The sequence below is a fragment of the Bacillus sp. JJ634 genome, from assembly GCF_036962285.1.
Lineage (GTDB): Bacteria > Bacillota > Bacilli > Bacillales > DSM-1321 > Peribacillus > Peribacillus asahii_A.
The window spans coordinates 1-21,909 of the sequence record NZ_JBALMU010000117.1; the positions used below are offsets into that span (position 1 = coordinate 1).

The window sequence follows — 21,909 nt, forward strand, 5'->3', positions numbered from 1 at the left end:
CAGCGGTTAGAAATAATAAATTATAAAAGAAATGCATAAGACTCCTCAAAAATATGTTTTTTAAAAAATTATTGCCTTAAACAATAAAAATTATTAATGTTCTTTACAAAGCAGATTTGGTTAGGAGTTGGAATAGATACATATGGTACAACAAAGAGAAACGACTCCTTTATGTCGTTTTTGATCTATATTATGTAACAGATGAAATACGTTATTTAGCGAAGAAATAAGCTAGGAATATATTTTCCCTAGAATTTGTGTTAATAACTCTAAAAGAAATTATAGAAAATTCTCCTTTTAGTAAATTTATTCTTGAAATGCCTAGATGTCCTTCCTGCTTCTTTAGCGGTTGTCGAATAAAGATATGACCGCTCAAATGGGCGTGTTTTTTTATAATCTTTGGGTACATTAAAAAGAGCAGAAAAAAATAGGTTGAGGTGAAATCGCTTATGCTATCGAAGAGGCACTTAGTATTTAATTTATCTATCATAATCATTCCATGGTTATCGTTGTTGTTTATAGGAAAGCGCAGTATAAAACGTTATTCTTTAGCGGGCGTTTTTATTATTATTTTTGAGATTATAAATCACTTGTATGGACACAAGAGAAAGTGGTGGAAGTTTTACGATAAGCGATCATTATTTATTAAGGATGAGCTTCCTTTTAGTATTGGCCCTTATATGCCTCTTTCTATGTGGATACTTAAATTTTCGTACGGAAACTTTAAAAAGTTTGTGTTACTTAATGTTATTGCTGATGGACTCTTTGCTTTTCTTTTCATTGATGTTCTTAAAAAATTAAAAATCATATCTCTAAATGGGTTAAATCATTTTCAATTTTTTATATACTTGCACTATAAAGCATATTTATTATATGGAGTACAGTATTTGTTTGAGAAAACAAAAAGATTTAGTTGATTTGACAACCTAAGTAGGACTATGCAAGCACCTCTTTAAAATCTCCTCTTGTTCTAAGTAGAAGCTAAATCAACTTATATGCTTATAGAAACTGGAGAAAGAAAATTACACTTGAGAAACAACGAAAACAAATTGAGTAGCAGGGCAATTCAGCAATATTTGTTGTCGAAATAGATGAAATTAAAAGAAATTTTCTTATGATTGACTAAGCTTTTTATGACGAATATTATATGTCGAAGTTATTATAATCCCTTGTTAAACGATAGGGTGTGTTAGTTTAATAAGAACACGAAAAGACCGAATATAAAAATGGGTCTTTTTTCTTTGGGTGAAAATCAACGTCTCTATGGGTTATCAAAGACTTATGGTATTCAAATAGGGAGCTGGTTCAAACGTAATTTACAAAATACAGGGCATGGGTTTGCTGCTAACTTACAGCTTATGATGCAATATCAAACCGTTTATCAATGAACTTTTTTGATTTTGGGCAGAATTCTCCCCCTAGTGAATTTGCCCTTTTTCATCATATGTACATGTACGGCTTTAACATCACTATATGCAAGTGGGTGTTTGAAATGACTTGAATCCCAACAATGAAACTGTGCCCTTGTTCAACGATATCGTTCAGATAACAGATCTGTCTTAATTGGATGCTTCAAGTATTTTCTGCTTGTCTTTTAGCTGTTGAATGGTTACTGGATCCACTGAATTTTTATCGATTCTTCCGGTTTTTAAAAAAAGCAATAACGAGAAGCAAAAGAGGGATGATCACTTGAAGCGGCAGGTGCACAAAAAGTGGAACAATTTGCAAACCCTCCTGAATATGCTCAGAAGTATTGCTGGCAATCGTAATGGATAAAAATAAAATTACAATTCCAAATGGATAAACCAGTCGTGAAGATTCTTTGATGTTAAACAAGTCTGCTATGCCTATAACAGCTACATAACAATACACACTAATCTTAAAGAAACCGCAAATAATCGAGGTCAGCATAAAATAAACATCCAGACGCTCCAAAAACTCTGCTACCCGAATGGTCTGGATGGTACTGAGAAGGGGAAATGGCGAGCGCGAGACGAGATCAACACCGAGAACACTAATGTTAAGCGCTGTGATAATCGCTATGTTGATGCCGCTCAACCCTATGGCGAACAAACCAGCTACTTTTGCCTTTTTAGATTGATTCACATACGGCAGAATCATTGATAATACAACTACTTCCCCAAATGGGAAATACAGAGTTTCAGTAAAGGTAATTTTCATAACCGATAAAATTCCTTCTTCCAATACTGGTTTTAAGTTATTAAGATTGAGCAAACCAGAAGCAACAATCAGAATAAAGCCAGTAATGGCAAATAAATACACGATTATAAAAAACAATTCCCCTGTTCTTGCTAGTACCTCAATCCCTTTACGAACCGTATAAATAATCACTAGCATCAATAATGTATTCACAATGAACAGAGGAGTATCCGGGTAAGCTACGGTTACTAGCATCTCTCCAAAGTCCCGCAGGTCTCTTGCAGCGATATACATAAAATAGATTAGGAAAAAAAAAGCAAGTAGTCGACCAAGCACTTTCCCTATAATTTTTTGCACATACTCTGTTGGCAGGTTATCAGGGTAATACTGATAAAGACCATAATAAATCCAAAATAGCATGAAGCCGCCAACCGTCCCAAGCAGAACGGCCAGCCAGGCATCCTGTTTCGCTTCAACCGCAAGGGGAATCAATAAGGTAGTACCGTGTTCAAATAATACCATGAGGACAAACAGCTGATATGTGCTGATTTTCGCTTTCTCCACTGATTTGTCACTTCCTTTTCATTAACAATTATTTACTACTCTCCATATTAGAAAAGTACGGTTTGTTTCTTAAACCAGTGCGACGTATAAAAGCCTCAACGGTCACGTCCGCTTTTAAATTGGGGAAGTGAACATTGTTCCAATCTTGTTTCAGTTTCTTCCATGCTTTCGGATCGGAATGATGTACCGCTTCACCGAACCCGAAAATATCCGATTGATTTTTCTGGGCACGTTGGATGGCGTCATTAATCTCTTTCTGAATCTCTTTCTCTAATGTCTTTTCTATGTTCAACAGTACACTCGGGACGGTTAAATCAACAGGTACCATTACCTCGCCGATGTCTCCCTCTGCACGGACATGAATCGAAATTTTCGGTTGGCCGTTTTTCATGTTAGCAGAGACTTTTGTTTTTTGACGGAGCACTTGATAAGCAATGGCCTCTTGTTCTCCTTCCCAATTAATATTTATATCTGTTCCTTTGATTTTATCTAATATCCATGTGACCCCTCTTGCCGTTTCCCCTTGCAACCAGTCGACCAGTTTCCCGTCTTTAAAAACAGCAAGACCGTCCGCTTGAAGATTTGCCTCAACAGCGGATTGTTGCACATTTTCCAGCTTTTTTCCCCGTTCAGCATTCCCAGTCATACGAAATCCAGTAATTACTGGTTCTTTTCCGGGAGATATGAGATCCTTAATCCCTTCTTGGATGCTGACCTCCATATGTTCTCCCCATCTTTGTTCCGTAAATTTTAATGTTTTAATCACTTTATTAGCCGGAATTTTATCTACCCCCGTCAACGTATTCACAATATCTGCTGCTTTTGTATCATGGGCAATTATAATCGTCGCCGTCGTCCGGAATTCAGGATCGCGATCAAAGGCATCTAAAATCTTGATAATGCCTTCTTCCTTTGCCAGCTCTTCATTGATGACCACAAGGTTGGCATGAGAGTAGTACAGCCTTCGTGAGATTTTAGTTGATGCACGACGGCTCATTTCTACTATATTGTCTCCAGTAGCGGAATAGGTGGTAATAGACGGAGCCTGCCCGCCTCCGCCGCCCTGCAGGCCCCCAGCTACGTTTCCTGGATTGATAATTTGAATGGTTCCGACATACCTTCCTTCTTCATTTTTATCAATACCAAGAGCCGAGACCAAAGCAATATCGGTTAATTCCTTTTTACTCCAGCAGCCTGAAGTCAAGGTTAGGCCTGTCAACATCAAGAATAGAAGCATCCATTTACGATTCATTCCGATCACTCTTTCTCGTGTGACTGTTTACCATTCCGCGATTGGCAGGAGGATGTGGTCTCTGGTCTTTTCCTTGACGAATGTTATTTTCATTGCTGATAAATGATGGTCTTTGCTTCAAAGCCCACCATGGCAGTCGGAAGATTGTATCGCCTGCACTCTTCGGAATGAATGGTGCAAACGGTGACATGTATGGGACACCGAACGAACGCAGGTCGCATAGATGAACGGTCATCATGATGAACGCCAGAATAATTCCATAAAAACCAAATGTTGCAGCAACTACCATAAATATAAAACGTATCAAACGGGCCGAAATCGCAATGGCAAAGGAAGGGGTTGCAAAACTGGCAATCGCTGTGATGGCCACGACAATCACCATGGCCGGTGAAACAATTCCAGCCTGTACGGCCGCTTGTCCAATTACCAAAGCTCCAACGATGGATATCGCCGAACCGATAGCCCTTGGCATTCGAACACCAGCTTCCCGTAAAATCTCAAACGTTACTTCCATTATCATGGCTTCTACAAAAGCAGGGAAAGGCACTGCTTCCCGCTGTGCTGCAATCGCAATCAGCAGCTGTGTCGGAAGCATCTCCTGATGAAAGGTTGTAGCAGCAATATAAGCAGAAGGTCCTATAATAGAAATAAAGAAAATCATGACCCGTAAAAGGCGTAGTGCTGTTGCGATATCGAAACGAGCATAATAATCTTCGGCGGCTTGAAAAAACTGAATAAATATAGTAGGGGCAATAAGTACAAATGGAGTTCCATCTACAAAAATTGCTACCCTTCCTTCAAGGAGATTCCCTGCGACCGTATCTGGCCTTTCTGTATGGTAAAGCGTTGGAAAGGTTGTCATCGTCTGGTCTTCAATCAGTTGTTCAATATACCCCGATTCAAGAATGCCATCGATATCAATCCTTTTTAATCGTTGACGCACTTCTTCGACGATTTTCTTATTAACAATTCCGTTGATATACATTATCGCCACATCTGTTTGTGTAACCTCGCCGATTTTCATCGATTCCAGCCATAAGTCCGGGTTTTTAATGATTCGACGTACCAAGGCTGTATTCGTCCTAATCGATTCAGTAAAACCGGACTTTGAACCACGGACGGCCACCTGGGTACTCGGTTCCTCAACTGAACGTTTTTCTCCGCCTTGTGTACCGATACTCAGTGCTTCATTTGTTCCATCGACGAGAATAAGAGTTTCACCGGCCATCAAAGACAATAACAACTGCTCCCAGTCACTCACCAGTTTTATACTACCGAGAGCAACCACGTTATTGGAGATGATCTTCAAGGCATTTTCCCGAGTTAATTTTTCTTGTAAATCATGATTCATCATCGATTCAATTAAAAAATCGTTGATGGATATAGTGTCAACAATGCCATCAACATAAACAATCGCTGTTTTAATCTCAGAATGAGAGGCGATATTCAACGTTCGGATGACTACATCTGAGCTATTTCCTGTTTTTTGTTTAATCATGTCAAGATTGATGGACATGGAATCATCGATGAACTCCAGTAATTGATTGTTAGACTGATCCTGGCTGCTTTCCTTGTGATTCTCGCTATTTTTCTTTTTCCTTTGATGTTTAAAAAATGAAGGCATAGCACAAGGCACCTTTCTTAACTTTTATTTCCTATTGTATTGTGTCCAGACGCTTATTTCGGTATACAAACCTTTACCACTATTTTGCGTACTGTATAACGTATATAGCAGTTTAAGATAGGAAAACATCTATTAAGGAGTGATAAAAAATGAAAATCCTTGGTATCTCTATTTTAATAATGGGAGTTTTAATAGGTTTTTCCCTGGGCATAGACCTTCTTCTAGGATTTGAGATACGTACTTCGTTGAAAAGTGCTTTTAATCCTTTTCGTGTGATGGAAGTTCCTGAATTTATTGTTATCTTGCTTCTTGTTTTCTCATTAGTGATGGAATCTGTGCGTTCTTTCTATCAAAAAAGAAACGTAAAAACGAATAATTCTGAAAAACAACCCTAAACATAACAAACGGGAACAGATTTGACCTGTTCCCGTCTTATTTTATTCACTTAATTGACTATCCCCGCGAATAATATCCTCTTTTGCTTTTATCATTTTGGGATATTTGGTGTATAGTGCCGTTCGTAAAAGTACAACGCTTCGGTCCACTTTTAGCTATCTAGTGGTTTCCGTCTTTTGTGTTTAAAACATAGACGTACTATGCATTGGTTGGACTTTTGCGGTTGGGTCGATAAATTGTTTGGCGTGATTGACCGCGACTGGTGCTTCACCAAATCCGCTGGCGATTAATTTTACTTTGCCATCATAGGTGGCAATATCACCAGCTGCGTAAATTCCAGGGATATTTGTCTCCATTTTGGAATTTACAACAATATTGTTTTTTTGAATGGTAAGTCCCCATTCTTTAATAGGGCCAAGTGAGGAGACGAAACCATAGTTAACAATGACTGCATCGACATCAAGAGTTTGCGTTTCTTCTCCGTTTGCATGTTTAAGAATGACGGTGTTAATTTGATCGTTTGTACCAATGAATTCAACGGGCACATAAGGAGTTTGAATGTGTACTTTTGATTTCTTTACATTTTCTACACTATGTTCGTGAGCGCGGAATTTATCACGTCTATGGATAAGGGTAACTTGCTTAGCAATTGGTTCAAGCATAAGTGCCCAATCGACTGCCGAATCTCCGCCTCCAAATACTGCTACTTTTTTATCGGCAAAATCATTTAAATTATCAATAAAGTAGTGAAGGCTCTTACCTTCGTATTGCTCCGCGTGTTCTATCTCAATTCGACGAGGTTGAAAGGCGCCGTTGCCAGCTGTAATAATAATGGCTTTGGAGTAATGGATTTCTTGATCGGTTGTTAATTTAAAGTGTCCTTCTTCAAGCTTTTCAACTTTTTGGACCGATTGCTCTAAGACGATTGTTTGTTCGAACTTGGACATTTGTTCTTTTAAGTTGTTAATCAGTTCTTGTGCGCGAATTTTGGGAAAGCCTGCAATATCATAAATGTATTTTTCGGGGTAAAGCGCAGATAATTGACCGCCTAATTGAGGTAGACTTTCAATAATTTTTACAGATGCTTGTCTCATACCGCCATAGAAAGCCGTAAACAGTCCTACTGGTCCACCGCCAATAATCGTAATATCATATACTTTTTCGTTCACTTTCACGCGTATCCCTCCGTCTTAGCTATTTGTGTATTCCAGAAAATATATTACTTATTTTACCATATAATGATTTGGATTATAGGATAAATTTGGTCATTTATAAAGGTTTAAAATTATATGGCATCAAGTAAAACTTCCATCAATATGGTTTTCCTTCATCCCTCACTTATCTTATTATTTCCTCAGAATGTTAAGATAGAGGTCTTACTGTCCGTTAAGTGAGGGATAAAATGGTTGATTTAAAGATGTTCAGCTAAAATAAATCAAAAGAGTCTATAACAGGACTAAGTATTTAATTTGTGACAGGAAGAGGAAAAATATACACTAAAGTGACACTTCATCATTACAGAGTCATTTTCTTTTTGAAGTTGCAACTTGAATATTTCCCATTTCTGTTTAAAATATACATAAAGGCAGGGGTTGTACAATGCAGGAGAGATGTCGAAATGTATGGTTGGCTGTATCGGGAATTGTCATATCAGATCAGGGAGAATGGTTGGTTGTAAAGAAACGATATGGTGGGTTAAAAGGTGTCTGGTCGCTTCCGGCAGGTTTTGTAAAGGAAAATGAGACAGTAGATGAAGCAGTCATTCGAGAGGTATTAGAGGAAACAGGTATTGCTACTGAGATTGAAGGCATCGTTGGTCTGAGAAGCGGTGTACTTAAAGGAGAAATTAGTGACAATATGCTGCTGTTTCGGTTAAAGCCATTAAATATGGATGTACAGGCTCAGCTTGAGGAATTATATGAAGCAAAATTTGTTCAGCCACAAGAATTACTCAAAGAAGGAAAACAATCGATTTTATTGGAGGAGCTATTTTCGTATAATCTAGAAGCCCTGCAACAAGTACGTACAGGATTGAACCCTGGCGATCATTTTGGTTATACGTCATATAAATTATTTGTTTAACCATATTTAGAGGCTTCATAAAGGAGGGCAAGTATGCCATTACCCGTTTTATTAATTTCGATTGTCTTATTTTTTGTTCTGTTCTTTGGCATTGGCTTTTTACTGAATATGTTGTTCCGCTCTTCGTGGGTTATGGTCATTTTATTTCCAATCGTTGCGATTCTTATCGTGAATCAGTCTAAGTTGATTGAATATGTGAGACAGCCTATTGAATCCTTGAAGCAACTAGGGTTGAATTTTGCTGCGTTACATATGGCAGATATTATTATTTTATCAAGCGGGCTATTAGGAGGGATATGTGCAGGTATTACAATTAAGCTATTAAGAAAAAAAGGATATCAAATGTTTTAATAGACGAGGCTGTCAATTGTATGACGGTCTTTTTTTATTGGTTGTAATTTATGGCATATAATACAGAGTCCTATCATTAGCCACTCTTAAAAAAGATAAGATAAATCCTTCACTTTTATGAATATTTCCTTCTATTCAAGGAAAGGAATAATGGAAGTGAGAGGAGAGGAATGGTAGTGAGAAAGCTGATGTATGTCGGGAAGAGAATTGCTATTATGGTTGTCTTTCTGTTAGCTATTCAAACCACAATTGAGCATGTGACAGGGGGAACGCCCCCAATACTTAAGCACGTATTAGCTAGTGAAAATCGAAATGAAACAACAACCTCTAAACCGAAATCGATACAGGCTGTTCAAACATTGGAGAATGAACTTAATTTTTCTCAGTATCCAAAACATCAAGTAGTTGCAACTGGTTATACGGCAGGATATGAATCAACAGGAAAAAATCCTGATAGTCCTGCTTACGGAATTACATATTCAGGTGTGAAAGTAAAGCGGGATTTATATTCAACGATTGCTGCAGATTTAACGGTTTTCCCAGTAGGAACAATTTTGTTTATTCCTGAATATGGTTATGGAGTGGTCGCCGATACAGGCAGTGCTATTAAAGGGAATCGGCTCGATTTATATTATGAAACCGTTCAGGATGTATATAATGAATGGGGTAAAAAAACTGTAGAGGTTTATGTGGTTGAAGTAGGTAAAGGAACGTTGTCGGAAGCTCGATTAAATCAATTAAATGAGGCAGAGAATATGCAAGTATTTCGTGAGCAAATCCTGGGTAAAAAGCCGGAGTAGGGTATAGGCAGGGGGCTCTCCTATAGTTAATCTCCACTTATTTTCTTTGTTTCTTCATCGTTTGGAGAGGAAGCCTTATGGTCATGTAAGTGTGGTTAAGATTATAAGTGTTAGAAAGACCTGTGATGTTACGTCACAGGTCTTTCTTTACAGAACTTTTCAGGATGCAAAATGGCGGCTAGTTTTTCGAGTCCGTCTAACAATCGAGGAGAAGGTCGGCAGTAGAGCGGCTCTTCCATAATGAAAATACGGTCATTTTGTAGAGCGGCAAGGTCTGCCCAATTTTCTCGTTTTCGAACGATTTTTGGATTAATTCTTTTTAAAGGAACACCGACCCAAGCTAGACAAATATAATCGGGATCGCGGGATAAAACATCTTCTGAGGATACAGTAACACTTGCTAAATCGACGTCTTCAAATAGATTATACCCCCCAGCGAGTCGACTGATTTCCGTGAGCCAGTTGATACGACCGGGAGTGAAGAGGGGATTTGGCCACCATTCCCAATAGAGCGATGGTCTTTGTTCAATTGTATCGGAAATCTCTTTATAACGTTGAATAGTAGCTCTAAATTGAGTTGCTTGTTCAACTGCTTTCTTGGATAATCCAACAGCTTCTCCTAATGTAAGCAGGTCTTGAGCGATATCTTCAAGAGACTGCGGGTTAAAAGTCAGGTGAGGAATTCCACGTTCCTGCAGGCCTTCAATGTTCTTTTCCATTCCTGGAACACTTAGCGAAGCAAGCACTAAATCTGGTTTCAACGACTGGACAAGGTCCAGGTTAATCGATAAATCCGGGCCAACCTTTGGAAGATGTTGAATAGAATCGGGCCAATCTGAATAATCATCAATAGCAATAAGTTGATTTTCAATGCCAAGATATACACAAAGTTCTGTATTACTCGGACAAATCGAAATAATTTTCATAGAAATGCACCTACCCTTTAAAGACAAAATAATAGAGAATGAAGGCAATGAACGCTCCTGTTAATGCACCGAAAAAAACTTCAATCGGCTTGTGGCCAAGCAATTCCTTTAATTGATGTTGTTTTTGCTGCTCTTCTTTTTTTTGCCAGTTCTTTACTTGATCGACTAATATGTTAAAATCTGTAACAAGTTGATTGAGAACAACAGCCTGCTCTCCGGCTTGGCGCCTTACTCCTGTAGCGTCAAACATTGTAATAATCGCGAAAATGGTAGCAACAGCAAAAACAGGTGAATCCAGTCCGTTTTCAATCGCTACCGCAATTGCAAGAGCCGTTACTGCAGCGGAGTGAGAACTAGGCATGCCTCCAGTCGAAGTGAGCAAGGACCAATCCATTTTGCGGTCCGCTATGTAATGAATTGGGACTTTAATAAATTGAGCAAAGAAGATGGCCACTAAAGAAGCTATAATGGGAAAGTTCAAAAATATGTCCATCGAGATTAACCCCTTTCTCTCACACTGACTGATGTATATTACTTACTTCCATGAAAATATGTCGATTCCTGCTTAATATTTCGCTTACAGTCATTCTTTATATGAAATTTGAATAAATTTTTTCAATCGCTTTGTTTTTCGTTTATACAGCTATTGGCTTAAAGTAAGCTGTGTAGTATTTGGAAAATAGAAAATCCGTTATACTAATAGAAAAAGCTAGAGGAGGAACCAGTATGTTCACAGTTCACGGGACGCTTGATTTAACGAAACATGAAGAGTGTTTGTTAATTGGAATATTTGATCAACCAAATAAGTTCACTAAAGTTGGTCAGGCGGCAGACAAGAAAATGAATGGGCAGTTAACCGAGTTAGTAAAGGAAGGTGAGATTTCAGCAAAGAAAAAGTCGATTACGACGATACATACGTTAGGCATGATTGCTGCCAAGAAGCTAATCTTTGTTGGTCTTGGGAAGAAAAAAGACTTAACATTTGAAGAGCTTCGCGAAGCGTTTGGAAAAGTAAGTAAAGCTATTCAAGCTTCTCGGGCAACCTCACTTTCTGTTGCCTTAGATACGTTTACGACAGAGAAAGTGGATGAGTTAGATGCAGGGCACGCTTTTGCAGAAGCTTTTATGCTTGCGACCTATAAATTCAATGGTTACAAGCAAAAGTCGAATCAAGTAGAGAAGTTTGTCAAATCGTTTACTATATACAGTGAAGGGGACAAGGAGGAAATTGGTGCCTCTTTACATGTTGGGCGAGTATTTGGGAAAGCGACGAATTCAGCACGTACGCTTGTAAACACACCAGGAAATTTGCTAACATCAACAGACTTAGCTGATTATGCTAGACAGTTAGCTGATCGTTATAATTTTGAAGTGGAAATTCTTGAGAAGGAAGATATGCTTAAATTAGGTATGGGGGCGCTTTTAGCTGTGAATCAAGGGTCGAATGAGCCGCCAAAGATGATTGTATTAAAGTATCAAGGAAGAGAAGATTGGAAAGATGTCATTGGGTTAGTTGGAAAGGGCATTACGTTTGATACGGGCGGTTATTCGTTAAAAACAAAAACAGGTATTGTTGGAATGAAAACAGATATGGGTGGTGCAGCAGCTGTACTAGGTGCAATGGAGATTATCGGTGAACTAGGGCCTGAACAGAATGTTGTGGCTGTTATTCCATCAACAGATAATATGATTAGCGGGGAAGCGTTTAAACCGGATGATGTGATTACTTCAATGAACGGAAAAACGATTGAAGTGTTAAATACGGATGCAGAAGGACGGCTGGTGCTAGCGGATGCTGTTACGTATGCGAAGCATCATGGAGCTGAGTATTTAGTCGATGTAGCGACATTAACAGGTGGCGTGATTACGGCATTGGGGAATGATATGACAGGTGCGATGACGAATCATGAGATGTTCTTTGAACAAGTGCTGCAAGCATCTTATGAAGCTGGAGAACCAATGTGGCGACTGCCTATTACAGAAAAAGATAAAGAGCGCGTGCGCAATAGTAAAATTGCTGACTTGAATAATTCTCCGGGTGGAGCAGGTCACGCTATTATGGGCGGTGCATTCATTGGTGAATTTGCTGAAGAAACACCATGGGTTCACCTGGATATTGCCGGGACATCTACAACAATCAGTGCGAATGATTTAGGACCAGCAGGAGCAACAGGAGTAATGACACGTACATTGGCATTGCTCGTTGAGCGATTTGAGGCAGAGAATAGCTGATTGAAACCGAAGTTCTAGTCGAGCTTCGGTTTCTTTTTGAGTGTAGAGATTCGATTTATACTTCGTTTCCATATACAATTAGAAATAAATGTGCCGGTCAATATTAGCTTAAACATGCATCCATTTTAGGTTTATAATAATGTGACAGTAATCTTCACCTGTTTTGGGATAAAAATCTAAGCGGATGCCTTCTGGATTATAATTAATGTCAGGAACGGTATGAACACCTATTTTTTGAATCATATCGGTGACGACTGATTTTTTAGATTGCTGAGCGGCATTCATAAGTCGCTCGGCAAATGGTTTAGAGTTGGCGAGCGTATCAATGACTTTTTTGGCATCTTGTAGTAAAATTTGGGATAATTTAGCTGATTTTATTAATAAATCGGGATTTGCAGTCGATGAGGGGCGTAGCTGAGCGGGATTTGTTGTTCGATATAGATGGTCATAAGTCACCGGAATTAAAGGAGCATGATGAAAACGTGGAAGTTCTTCCAATAAGTTGTTCTCCTTTCGAACCGATTTTTATTTACAATATGTATAGAGGTAAGTGATTATGCTTGTAGGGTGCTTGGATTCTATCCATTTGTTAGGATATATAAAGTGTTCATATAGCACATATTGCATTTGACGTGTATAGTTTATAGTTATATACTTACTTACATAAAGTAAGTGAGTGAGTAAATGAAGGAATTTCAAAATATAAAATAGGTGATTATACTATGAAAATAACAAAAGAAACGAAAGAACTTTTAATAGATAAGATGCAGATGATTCAAACACCTGGAAAAGCAGACTTGTGTCTAGTTGGTCCAGTTCGATTGCCGATTCAACAGCAAGATTTGGAAGTTACTTTTCAGTGGTATACATGGCATTCATTAGAAGCCGGTGTTAACACAAAAGAAGCTGTTCTTGATTCACTTGCAATTGCGAACTTAGCCTTTGGCCAGCAGTCGTCAGTTCTTGTATATGGTGACTTTGCCAATTCGGATGATGCTTTGATTCGAATGCACAGCATTTGTCATACAGGTGATATTTTTGGCAGTCAGCGTTGTGATTGTGGCTATCAGCTTCATCAATCGATGAAAATGATTGCAGAGCATGGCTGTGGAGCTATTTTTTACTTAGCCGACCATGAGGGACGAGGAATTGGTTTGTTTTCTAAATCATTTGCTTACCTTTTACAACAAGAAGGATACGATACGGTTGAAGCGAATCATGCACTTGGATTTGAAGATGATACGCGCTCGTATGAAGATGCGATTCGCGTGTTAGAGACGTTAAGAGAAAAGCCTGTTACGCTTATTACAAATAATCCGAAAAAGCTTGCTGCTTTGCAAGAGCACGGATTAACAGCTAATCACCATATCCCGCTATGGGGCGGATTAACAGAATACAATCGTTTCTATTTAGATACGAAGGTTCAGAAATCAGGGCATATGCGTCAGAAGAACTCTACTTTGATAGGATAAGGAGTGCGGAATTAGATGAATACAGATCAGTATTATATGCAGCTAGCACTAGATTTAGCCAAAAGTGCGAGAGGGAAAACCCATCCAAATCCGCTTGTTGGAGCGATTATTGTGAAAGATGGTGTTATTGCAGGGACAGGTATCCATCGAAAAGCAGGTGAGCCGCATGCGGAGGTTCATGCGTTTCGAATGGCGGGGGATTATGCGAAAGGTGCGACTTTGTATGTTACATTAGAACCTTGCTCACATTATGGTAAAACACCTCCGTGTGCGAATCTTGTAAAAGAATCGGGTGTGAGCCGCGTTGTAGTCGCTATGCAAGATCCGAATCCAGAAGTGGCTGGACGAGGGATTGAATTGTTACGAAATGCCGGAATTGAAGTCGAAGTCGGTGTGTTAGAGCAAGAAGCAAAACGTTTGAATGAAGTATTTATCCACAATATGCTTAAAAACCGTCCATTTGTTATTTCTAAATTTGCAATGACATTAGACGGTAAGTTAGCGACACATACTGGGCATTCTAAATGGATTACAGGTGAACAATCCCGCCATGCCGTTCATCAGCTTCGCAATGAAGTAGACGGTATCTTAGTTGGAGTGGGTACGGTGTTAGCTGATAACCCATCTTTGACGACTCGTCTTCCTGAAGGCGGCAGTAAGAATCCGGTGCGTGTTATTTTAGATAGTGAATTGCGTACACCGCTTGATGCTGTTGTAGTTCAGACACATGAAGCGAAGACTATCATTGTAACAACGGACACAGCTGATCAAACAAAGCTTGAGGCACTGCAAGCAAAAGGTGTGGAGTTTATTTTCGTTGCTAAAACAGAATCGGGACTGGATTTAAAAGCTATGCTTGCTGAGCTCTATAAAAAAGGCATTACGGAACTTTTAGTCGAAGGTGGCGGAGAAGTGAATGCTTCATTTTTAAGAGCTGGTTTGATTGATAAATATTTTATTTATATTGCTCCCAAGTTACTTGGAGGTCGAAATTCGTTAACGCCATTTACCGGACTTGATGTAGATAGTATGGATGAGGCATGGAATGTAACTTTTGATAAAGTTGATACATTCGGTGAGGACCTGCGTATTACCGCTTATCCGAATCAAGGTGAGGATAGATAGATGATGTATTACAGTGATGTATGTATTGTCGGTGCTGGTCCAGGTGGTGCTTTACTTGCATATTTATTAGCGAAGAAAAATGTTTCTGTTATTTTGATTGAACGCTATGCAGGGATGGGGAAGGCGTTTCGTGGCGAGCATTTAAATGAAGAAGGCGAAGCGATTTTAAAGAAACATGGTTTATTCTCGGCCGTTGAGGAATTAGGATTATTACGCATGAAGCAATTGGAATATTGGCAGGATGGTCAATTGGTGAAAAAAATCCTTCCAGACTCAAAAGTTGGCCATTTAGGTATTCATGTGCCTCAAGCTCATTTATTAAAAGTATTAGTAAAAGAATCACAGAAATATGATTCCTTCACTTTATTGATGAATACAAAGGTAACTGAGTTATTAGAAGATGAAACAGGACTTTATAATGGCGTTAAAGCGATAAAAGACGGCAAAGAGATTGTTGTAAGAAGTAAACTTGTTATTGGAGCGGATGGACGATATTCAACAGTGCGGAAAAAAGCCGATATTGATGTAACGGTTCGAAAGCATGGCTATGATTTGCTTTGGGCGAGAATCCCGGCACCAATCGGTTGGGAGCCTGCTATTAAAATGGCCCTTATTAACGGAAAGCAGCTATCTTTATTTACACAAGCTTTAGGATTTATCCAAATTGGCTGGAATATTGAACAAGGCTCTTATCCACAGTTGCGGAAGCAGCCGTTTCAACCATTCATTGACCAACTTGTGCAAGCTTTCCCGGTGCTTAAAGATTCTGTTTTGCAGAATATTCGCTCATGGGAAGACTTTGTTTTATTAGATGTATATAGCAGTTCCTCTGAAATGTGGGGGAAACATGGTGTTGCTTTGATTGGGGATGCTGCACATACGATGACTCCGACTGGTGCTTTTGGTTTAAATAGTGCTATGAAGGATGCAGATGTATTAGCAGAATTAATCAATAAAGACTATATTGCGGAGCTGGATTTACTTAATTGTGCTACAATACGAAAAGAAGAAGTAGCAAAATTACAAGCGATACAAATTGAGAAGGAAGAGTCTTTTGCTTCGCAATTTGTGGTGTTAGCTTAGGGGGATTAGTGTGAAATTTGGCTTTGATATTGATGATACGCTTATTGATTTACGAGGATATGCGTTTCAATTATATAATCAGAAATTGAATCAAAATGTAAGTTTAGATGTGTTACAAACAATTAACACATTGGAGATTCACAAAGCGTTTGGTTTGACTGGAGAAGAGGGCGGCAAGCTGTGGAATAGTTTAGCGGATGAAATTTATTATTCAGGTTGTCCAATTTTTGAAGGGGCACTAGATATGTTACAAAAGCTCGACCGTGAGGGGCATGAGATTTTTTATATTACAGCAAGAAAGAAAGAACATAGTGAACGCACGAAACAGTGGTTAATTAAACATGGCTTTCCTTTTCGAGAGGACCATTTTTATTGTGGAATGAAGGATCAGGAAAAGATAGAAATCATTCTGGACTTACAATTAGATTACTATTTTGATGATAAGCCAGCGGTGCTAGAAACATTATTAGAGATTCCAACAAAGGTTTATGCAAAAGACAATCCATACAATCAAAAGGTAAAAGTTCCGAGATTGAAAGATTGGTCGGAATTAAAGGATATTTTAGCCCAATAAGAAAACTGATGCTGATGTTTGTGAACTGCAGCATCAGTTTTTTTGTATTTTCTTTTTTAATATTTTGTAAGTTTATGGGATTATATGTACAATTAAGAAATAAAAAGAAAATGAGGTGTAGAAAATGGAAAGAAATGTAGAAGGAACTTTAATGAATTCACTAGGGATTGAAATTAAAGAGTTAAGTGAGGGGAAAGTAATTGCGACAATGCCAGTGGATGAAAGAACAAGGCAGCCGTTTGGATTATTGCACGGAGGCGCATCTGTCGCACTTGCAGAAACGGTAGCGAGCGTTGGGGGTTTTTATCTGGTGGATCAAACAAAGGAAGCAGTAGTCGGTCTAGAAATCAATGCTAATCATATAAGAGGAAAACGTTCAGGGCAGGTCATTGCGGAAGGAACCATTCTTCACCGCGGCCGCAAAACAATGGTTTGGGACGTGAAGATTCGCGATGAACAAGACAAACTTATTTGCGTTTCTCGCTGTACATTGGCAGTTGTGTCACAGTGACTTTTTAAACTGTGGATTAAGTGTGGGTAAAAGTGTGGATAAATAAAAATCAGTGTGTTTGGTGAAGGGAGGCACACTGTTTTTTTGGAGGATTGGGCATGAAGAATACATATTTTTTCGGTTATTTTCCGTTTATTACGGTTGTATTATTTAGTTTATCGTTTGGGCTTTATTGTGAAATAAAGTTGTTAGATTTATTTGATAGTTTAGGGCTTTATCAAGGAATGTTGGAGTTCTTTTCGGAAACAGGTATTAAAATAGCTTTATTAGTTGTAATGTTTCTTGTTTTCTTCATGCTGTTTTCGGCATTAAAGCTACTTTTGGATACGATGGTTGAAATGTCTTTGCTGCTTTTTTCGAAGGATTCGGAGGGAACGGGCTTAAAGAGTATTCGAATGGGGACGATTATTTATGTAGTTGGTGCTACAGTGTCTTTAGTAAGTACTCAGTCAATTATGGGACTGCTCGTCATTTTTCTTTTAACAAATGTCGCGGCTTTCATTTATTTTGTGTATAAAGTTTCAACAAATTTAAGTTTGTTAGGATTAATTGGTTTAATCTTCTTTCATATTTTCATATGGTCAATCTTTTTATTAGTTGTCGCGTACTCTGTATTAAAACTTTATAACAGCATAATTAATAGTTTACCTATTTAAAAAATCCAAATAAAGATAGCCTGTCCGAAATCGGACAGGCTATCTTGCTTCTGCTTGTTGGCTAATATTACGCCAAATCCGAACATGTGGTGAGGAGTAGTAAATCGATTCAATACTAGAAGGTTGATCTCGACCAACCCAAACACCTGTCGTATAGCTGTCTGTTAAACCAACAAACCATATATCTTTTACGCCGTTTGTTGTTCCTGTTTTGCCTCCGATATAACCTGTTGGAAAATAAGCTGCTTTTGCTGTACCTCTAACGGTTACTTCATGTAATAGCTCACGCATTTTTGCGACGGTTGCTGGGCTCCAGACTTGCTTTTGTTTGTCTTTCCATTTATAAAGAGTTTTTCCTTCGCGGTCTGTTACTTTAACAATAGCTCGAGCAGGCTGATAGCTGCCGTCGTAAAAGGATGTAAAGGCGCGAGTTAGTTCGAGTGGGCTCATTCCATAGGTGAAGCCACCAACAGCGGCTGTTAAGAGATGATCTCGCTCGCTTACTTGTTCAAATTGAAATGCATCTAGATATTCGAAACTTGTATCAATGCCTGTTGCATCAAGGAGACGAACAGCTGGTGTATTATAAGAACGAGCAAATGCTGTTTTTAAAGGAACCATGCCATAGGTTGCCCCTCCGTAGTTTTGTGGACAATAGCCGTTTTTACAATAATTAGCCCCGCTTACTTGAGAGTATACAGAGGCCCCGGTTTTTTCGATATACGGTGCATAAACGAGCAATGGTTTAATAGCAGAGCCTGGTTGACGGTAGCTTTGATAAGCGCGATTAAAAGAATTTTTTTTATAATTCTTTCCCCCAATCAAAGAGACAAGCTCCTGCGTATGATGTTGTATAACGACGGCAGCTCCTTCAATATCACCGTAAGCGATTCCGTTATTTAGCGCTTGCTTGGCAGTTGTTTGCAAGTGTGGATCAAGAGCTGTATGGATAGTTACTCCAGAGTTTAATAGTTTTGTAACTTTAGTTTGTAGTTGTTTTTCTGCTTGTTTACGTACAGTTTGGTCCTTGCTCGCAAGTCTTGCTGTCAATCCTTCTCTAGCAGCTACTAATTGCTTTAGTTCATGGTGCACATACGTCACATAGTCTGGATAGTTATCCACTTTTGTACGAACGTTTAAGGTGATTTTTTCTTGAACAAGCTTTTTGTATTGGTTCTCAGATAAAAACTCTGCTTCAACCATTTGTCGTAAAATGCGCTCTTGTCGATTTTTCGTCGCTTTAAAATGCTTGAGCGGATTATAGCGCTCGGGGTTATTCGGAATTGCTGCTAAAAAGGCTAATTGGGCTTTTGACAGCTTCTGAGCAGATGTATTGAAATAAAATTGAGAAGCGGCTTCAATGCCATATGTGCCGTTGTTAAAGTAAATTGCATTGATGTACAAGTCTAGAATCTCTTCTTTCGAAAACAATCGTTCCATTTGATAGGCGTAGAGCAGCTCAGTGATTTTTCGGTCGTATGTTCTTTCATGTGTCAAATACACATTTCGAGCAAGCTGCTGGGTAATCGTACTTGCGCCTTGTTCAATGGAGGTGCTCTGACTATTTACAAGAACTGCACGGCTAATGGCTACAGCATCAATGCCTTCATGATGATAAAATTGTCGATCTTCTATAGTGACAAATAAATCCTTTAAAAACGTTGGAATTTCTTCGTCACTTAGATTTACCCGATTTTTCGCTAACGATATTTCACTAATAATCTTGCCTTGGTTGTCTGTCATATAACTTGTTTCTTCTAACTGAATCGTATCGATAGAAATTTTGTCATCGAGTACTTTTTGAACGCTTTCAGCCTTGTTCCACTCTTGAGAGGCTAAAAAGATTAATCCTGTTACAAGAGGGATAAGGGAAAAGATAAAGAGAGAGCCAAGAAACTTGCGCATAGTCCAACTTCCTAACTAATATAGTTTTAATATGGTATTTTGGTGGAAATTACCGTGTATAGCTAAAGTATACATGAAAAATGGGAAAAAATGTTGAAAAATTTTACAGAAAATTATTCACGAATTGCAGGAATTAACTGAAAAGTTTTAAATTGTTCTGCTATAATATTTGGTAAAATCATGATAAAGGGGGGAGAAGTATGGAGAAACAGCACTATGTCTTTATTGACTTTGAATTTACGATGCCAGAAGGGAGAGGGAATCCAGTTGGATTTTATCCGGAAATCATTGAAGTTGGTTATGTATCCGTTGTAAATGATTCCGTCAAAGAGCAGTTTTCTTCATTTGTTGCTCCAAGTAAGTTTAAAACATTAACGGATCGGTGCAAGAAATTTTTGAGTGTTCATCAAAGTCAAGTTGAAAGCGGCATGCCTTTTACGGAGCTAGTCGATTTGTTCAAGAAAATGGAAGCGGATTATCCAATGACGACAGTCGTTACGTGGGGAAATATGGATATGAAAGTGTTGAAACAAAATTGCCAAAAGGCAGGAGTGGAGTTTCCATTTAAGGGAAAACAAGTTGACTTATGTATGGAGTACAAACGGTTCTTCGGTGATCAAAACCAAACTGGTTTGTGGAAAGCTGTACAGGCTTACGGAAAAGAAGGGACAGGCAAACATCATCGTGCGCTTGATGATGCTTTAACGACGTATAATATTTTTAAATTGATTGAAAAGGATAAAAGTTATATGAAGAAACATGAGCCAACAACGATTGGCGATCGTATTGATCTATCTAAAGTATTAAATCATTTAGCGTTATAAAAAGCCAAATCAACGATTATTGATTTGGCTTTTTATCACGTTATCCCATACTTAACGGGCAGTAAGCCCCCACTTCAAGCTTATGAGGAAATAAAGAAGATAGATGGGGGACAACTGCCCGTAAAGATCCGATTGGTTCAACTAACCATCAGTGGGGATGAAAGAAAATCCCCACTGATGGAAGTTTCACTTTATTTAAAATAATCTGCTTCTAACTCTTCAAGTTGCTGTAGGCTAAGTTTGTTAAAGTCTGTCTCCTCTTTAGCGAGAGCTTCCTTCATCGTTGTTACAGCTTCTCGTAATGAGGCTTGGTAATCTGGGATTTCCCCTTCATATGGCTTGACCATGTTTTTAGGGACATTCGTTTGTTCTCGATAAGCAAGAGCACGACGTTGATGGAACATGGTCACTTCTGTTTGTCTTGGATTGTGCAGATCACCCTGCATCGGATGTTTTAAAACAGCTAAAATGCGGACGAGATAGGCATTTCCGCGATCTTCAGTGACTTCTCCGATATATTTTCCTGTTTTATTAATGGCTGTCACAATTTCTCCGATTTTTACTTCAACTACTGGCATATGCTTTCCACCTTTCTGTTTCTACTCCTTTTATCATACTTGAATCAGAGCATTTTTAACATCAGATTGACTGAGAGGTTTTGCACTTCTTTTCAGATGCTTTTTTTATCAAAATCGTGTAAAGTGTACAAATGAAGGTTAAAATGGATAATATTTTTTAACACTATTATTGAAAGTAGGGAATAATGGATGACGAATTTTCCACAATTAACAACAGAAGTGCAAGCGAATGAAAAAGCAGTGTTGATGCAAACAACACTTGGGGATATCAAAATTAAATTGTTCCCGGAAGTAGCTCCAAAAGCAGTTGAAAACTTCTTAACACATGCTGAAAACGGCTACTATGAAGGGATTATTTTCCACCGTGTTATTAAAGATTTCATGATTCAAGGTGGAGATCCAACTGGTACTGGTATGGGTGGAGAAAGTATTTGGGGTGCTCCTTTTGAAGATGAGTTCGCTATGAATGCATTCAACATTCGCGGTGCGCTTTCTATGGCAAATGCAGGCCCTGGTACAAACGGAAGCCAATTCTTTATTGTACAAGCTCCGCATGTAGATGTACGTATGGGAGAGCAAATGAAGCAAGCAGGGTACCCGGAAGAAATGATTAAAGCATACATGGAACAAGGCGGTACACCATGGTTAGACCACAAACATACTGTTTTTGGACAAGTTATTGAAGGCATGGATGTTGTAGATACTATCACAAATGTGGAAACAACATATGGTGACAAACCGGCAGAAGATGTTGTGATTAAAAAAATTACAATTTTATAAGGTGAAAAAAGGGC

Annotated in this window: 23 protein-coding genes; 14 read left to right on the forward strand and 9 right to left on the reverse strand. The window is 38.6% G+C overall.

Annotated features, from left to right (window positions below; translation table 11 throughout):
• Positions 1-449: 449 nt before the first annotated feature.
• A complete protein-coding gene (locus V7068_RS16705; protein ID WP_499713722.1) occupies positions 450-917 on the forward strand; it encodes a hypothetical protein in 468 nt (155 codons plus the stop codon).
• Between the two features lie 712 nt (positions 918-1,629).
• On the opposite strand, the gene V7068_RS16710 is transcribed toward V7068_RS16705, so the two are convergent.
• The 3 genes from V7068_RS16710 to V7068_RS16720 are packed head-to-tail and all read right to left on the reverse strand — an operon-like array spanning position 1,630 to position 5,600.
• Positions 1,630-2,724 carry a GerAB/ArcD/ProY family transporter gene (locus V7068_RS16710; RefSeq protein WP_499713723.1) on the reverse strand — a complete coding sequence of 365 codons (1,095 nt, stop codon included), beginning with the start codon at positions 2,722-2,724 and terminating at the stop codon, positions 1,630-1,632.
• Positions 2,725-2,752: 28 nt separating this feature from the next.
• Positions 2,753-3,976: a Ger(x)C family spore germination protein gene (locus V7068_RS16715; RefSeq protein ID WP_499713724.1), complete on the reverse strand. Its 1,224-nt coding sequence runs from the start codon at positions 3,974-3,976 to the stop codon at positions 2,753-2,755.
• Entirely contained in the window at positions 3,966-5,600 is a 1,635-nt protein-coding gene (locus tag V7068_RS16720) for a spore germination protein (protein ID WP_499713725.1), read from the reverse strand. The genes V7068_RS16715 and V7068_RS16720 overlap by 11 nt, the downstream gene beginning before the upstream one ends.
• 149 nt (positions 5,601-5,749) lie before the next feature.
• Here V7068_RS16720 and V7068_RS16725 point away from each other — a divergent pair, with 149 nt between their 5' ends.
• Positions 5,750-5,995: a YczF family membrane protein gene (locus V7068_RS16725; protein ID WP_499713726.1), complete on the forward strand. Its 246-nt coding sequence runs from the start codon at positions 5,750-5,752 to the stop codon at positions 5,993-5,995.
• Positions 5,996-6,178: 183 nt separating this feature from the next.
• Here V7068_RS16725 and V7068_RS16730 read toward each other — a convergent pair whose 3' ends face one another.
• Complete coding sequence (locus V7068_RS16730) at positions 6,179-7,171, reverse strand: NAD(P)/FAD-dependent oxidoreductase (RefSeq protein ID WP_499713727.1); 993 nt, start codon at positions 7,169-7,171, stop codon at positions 6,179-6,181.
• 424 nt (positions 7,172-7,595) lie between these two features.
• On the opposite strand from V7068_RS16730, the gene V7068_RS16735 reads away from it, so the two are divergent.
• The 3 genes from V7068_RS16735 (at position 7,596) to spsC (ending at position 9,229) form a co-directional block, all read left to right on the forward strand.
• Positions 7,596-8,078: an NUDIX domain-containing protein gene (locus V7068_RS16735; protein WP_127761907.1), complete on the forward strand. Its 483-nt coding sequence runs from the start codon at positions 7,596-7,598 to the stop codon at positions 8,076-8,078.
• Between the two features lie 33 nt (positions 8,079-8,111).
• Entirely contained in the window at positions 8,112-8,429 is a 318-nt protein-coding gene (locus V7068_RS16740; protein WP_119117246.1) for a YuiB family protein, read from the forward strand.
• Positions 8,430-8,599: 170 nt separating this feature from the next.
• Positions 8,600-9,229 (forward strand): stationary phase survival protein SpsC, encoded by a 630-nt coding sequence (spsC, locus tag V7068_RS16745; RefSeq protein WP_499713728.1) that lies wholly within the window; start codon positions 8,600-8,602, stop codon positions 9,227-9,229.
• A 128-nt stretch (positions 9,230-9,357) separates the two neighbouring features.
• Here the strand turns inward: spsC and V7068_RS16750 are convergent, their stop codons facing one another.
• Positions 9,358-10,155, reverse strand: coding sequence for a cobalamin-binding protein (locus V7068_RS16750; RefSeq protein ID WP_499713729.1), 798 nt, complete (start codon positions 10,153-10,155; stop codon positions 9,358-9,360).
• A gap of 10 nt (positions 10,156-10,165) precedes the next feature.
• The gene (locus tag V7068_RS16755; RefSeq protein ID WP_402922353.1) at positions 10,166-10,648 is read right to left on the reverse strand and encodes a divergent PAP2 family protein; all 483 of its coding nucleotides are present in this window, start codon (positions 10,646-10,648) and stop codon (positions 10,166-10,168) included.
• 233 nt (positions 10,649-10,881) lie between these two features.
• Here V7068_RS16755 and V7068_RS16760 point away from each other — a divergent pair, with 233 nt between their 5' ends.
• Entirely contained in the window at positions 10,882-12,387 is a 1,506-nt protein-coding gene (locus tag V7068_RS16760; RefSeq protein ID WP_499713730.1) for a leucyl aminopeptidase, read from the forward strand.
• Positions 12,388-12,495: 108 nt separating this feature from the next.
• Here V7068_RS16760 and V7068_RS16765 read toward each other — a convergent pair whose 3' ends face one another.
• A complete protein-coding gene (locus V7068_RS16765; protein WP_499713731.1) occupies positions 12,496-12,885 on the reverse strand; it encodes a YuzC family spore coat inner layer protein in 390 nt (129 codons plus the stop codon).
• 224 nt (positions 12,886-13,109) lie between these two features.
• Between V7068_RS16765 and V7068_RS16770 the strand changes: the two genes are divergently transcribed.
• The 6 genes from V7068_RS16770 (at position 13,110) to V7068_RS16795 (ending at position 17,808) form a co-directional block, all read left to right on the forward strand.
• The gene (locus V7068_RS16770) at positions 13,110-13,859 is read left to right on the forward strand and encodes a GTP cyclohydrolase II (RefSeq protein ID WP_499713732.1); all 750 of its coding nucleotides are present in this window, start codon (positions 13,110-13,112) and stop codon (positions 13,857-13,859) included.
• Between the two features lie 15 nt (positions 13,860-13,874).
• Complete coding sequence (gene ribD, locus V7068_RS16775; RefSeq protein ID WP_499713733.1) at positions 13,875-14,984, forward strand: bifunctional diaminohydroxyphosphoribosylaminopyrimidine deaminase/5-amino-6-(5-phosphoribosylamino)uracil reductase RibD; 1,110 nt, start codon at positions 13,875-13,877, stop codon at positions 14,982-14,984.
• Positions 14,985-16,067, forward strand: a complete 1,083-nt coding sequence (locus tag V7068_RS16780) for an FAD-dependent monooxygenase (RefSeq protein WP_499713734.1) — start codon at positions 14,985-14,987, stop codon at positions 16,065-16,067.
• 10 nt (positions 16,068-16,077) lie between these two features.
• On the forward strand, positions 16,078-16,641 hold the full coding sequence (locus tag V7068_RS16785) for a 5' nucleotidase, NT5C type (RefSeq protein ID WP_499713735.1): 564 nt from the start codon (positions 16,078-16,080) through the stop codon (positions 16,639-16,641).
• Positions 16,642-16,765: 124 nt separating this feature from the next.
• Positions 16,766-17,152 carry a hotdog fold thioesterase gene (locus tag V7068_RS16790; RefSeq protein WP_127761896.1) on the forward strand — a complete coding sequence of 129 codons (387 nt, stop codon included), beginning with the start codon at positions 16,766-16,768 and terminating at the stop codon, positions 17,150-17,152.
• Between the two features lie 98 nt (positions 17,153-17,250).
• A complete protein-coding gene (locus V7068_RS16795; RefSeq protein ID WP_252287224.1) occupies positions 17,251-17,808 on the forward strand; it encodes a DUF5366 family protein in 558 nt (185 codons plus the stop codon).
• A gap of 39 nt (positions 17,809-17,847) precedes the next feature.
• On the opposite strand, the gene V7068_RS16800 is transcribed toward V7068_RS16795, so the two are convergent.
• Entirely contained in the window at positions 17,848-19,713 is a 1,866-nt protein-coding gene (locus V7068_RS16800) for a transglycosylase domain-containing protein (RefSeq protein WP_499713736.1), read from the reverse strand.
• Between the two features lie 200 nt (positions 19,714-19,913).
• Between V7068_RS16800 and kapD the strand changes: the two genes are divergently transcribed.
• On the forward strand, positions 19,914-20,537 hold the full coding sequence (kapD, locus tag V7068_RS16805; RefSeq protein ID WP_499713737.1) for a 3'-5' exonuclease KapD: 624 nt from the start codon (positions 19,914-19,916) through the stop codon (positions 20,535-20,537).
• Between the two features lie 191 nt (positions 20,538-20,728).
• Here the strand turns inward: kapD and kapB are convergent, their stop codons facing one another.
• Positions 20,729-21,115 carry a kinase-associated lipoprotein KapB gene (kapB, locus tag V7068_RS16810; RefSeq protein WP_499713738.1) on the reverse strand — a complete coding sequence of 129 codons (387 nt, stop codon included), beginning with the start codon at positions 21,113-21,115 and terminating at the stop codon, positions 20,729-20,731.
• Between the two features lie 189 nt (positions 21,116-21,304).
• Here kapB and V7068_RS16815 point away from each other — a divergent pair, with 189 nt between their 5' ends.
• Entirely contained in the window at positions 21,305-21,895 is a 591-nt protein-coding gene (locus V7068_RS16815; protein ID WP_375351013.1) for a peptidylprolyl isomerase, read from the forward strand.
• Positions 21,896-21,909 lie beyond the last annotated feature (14 nt).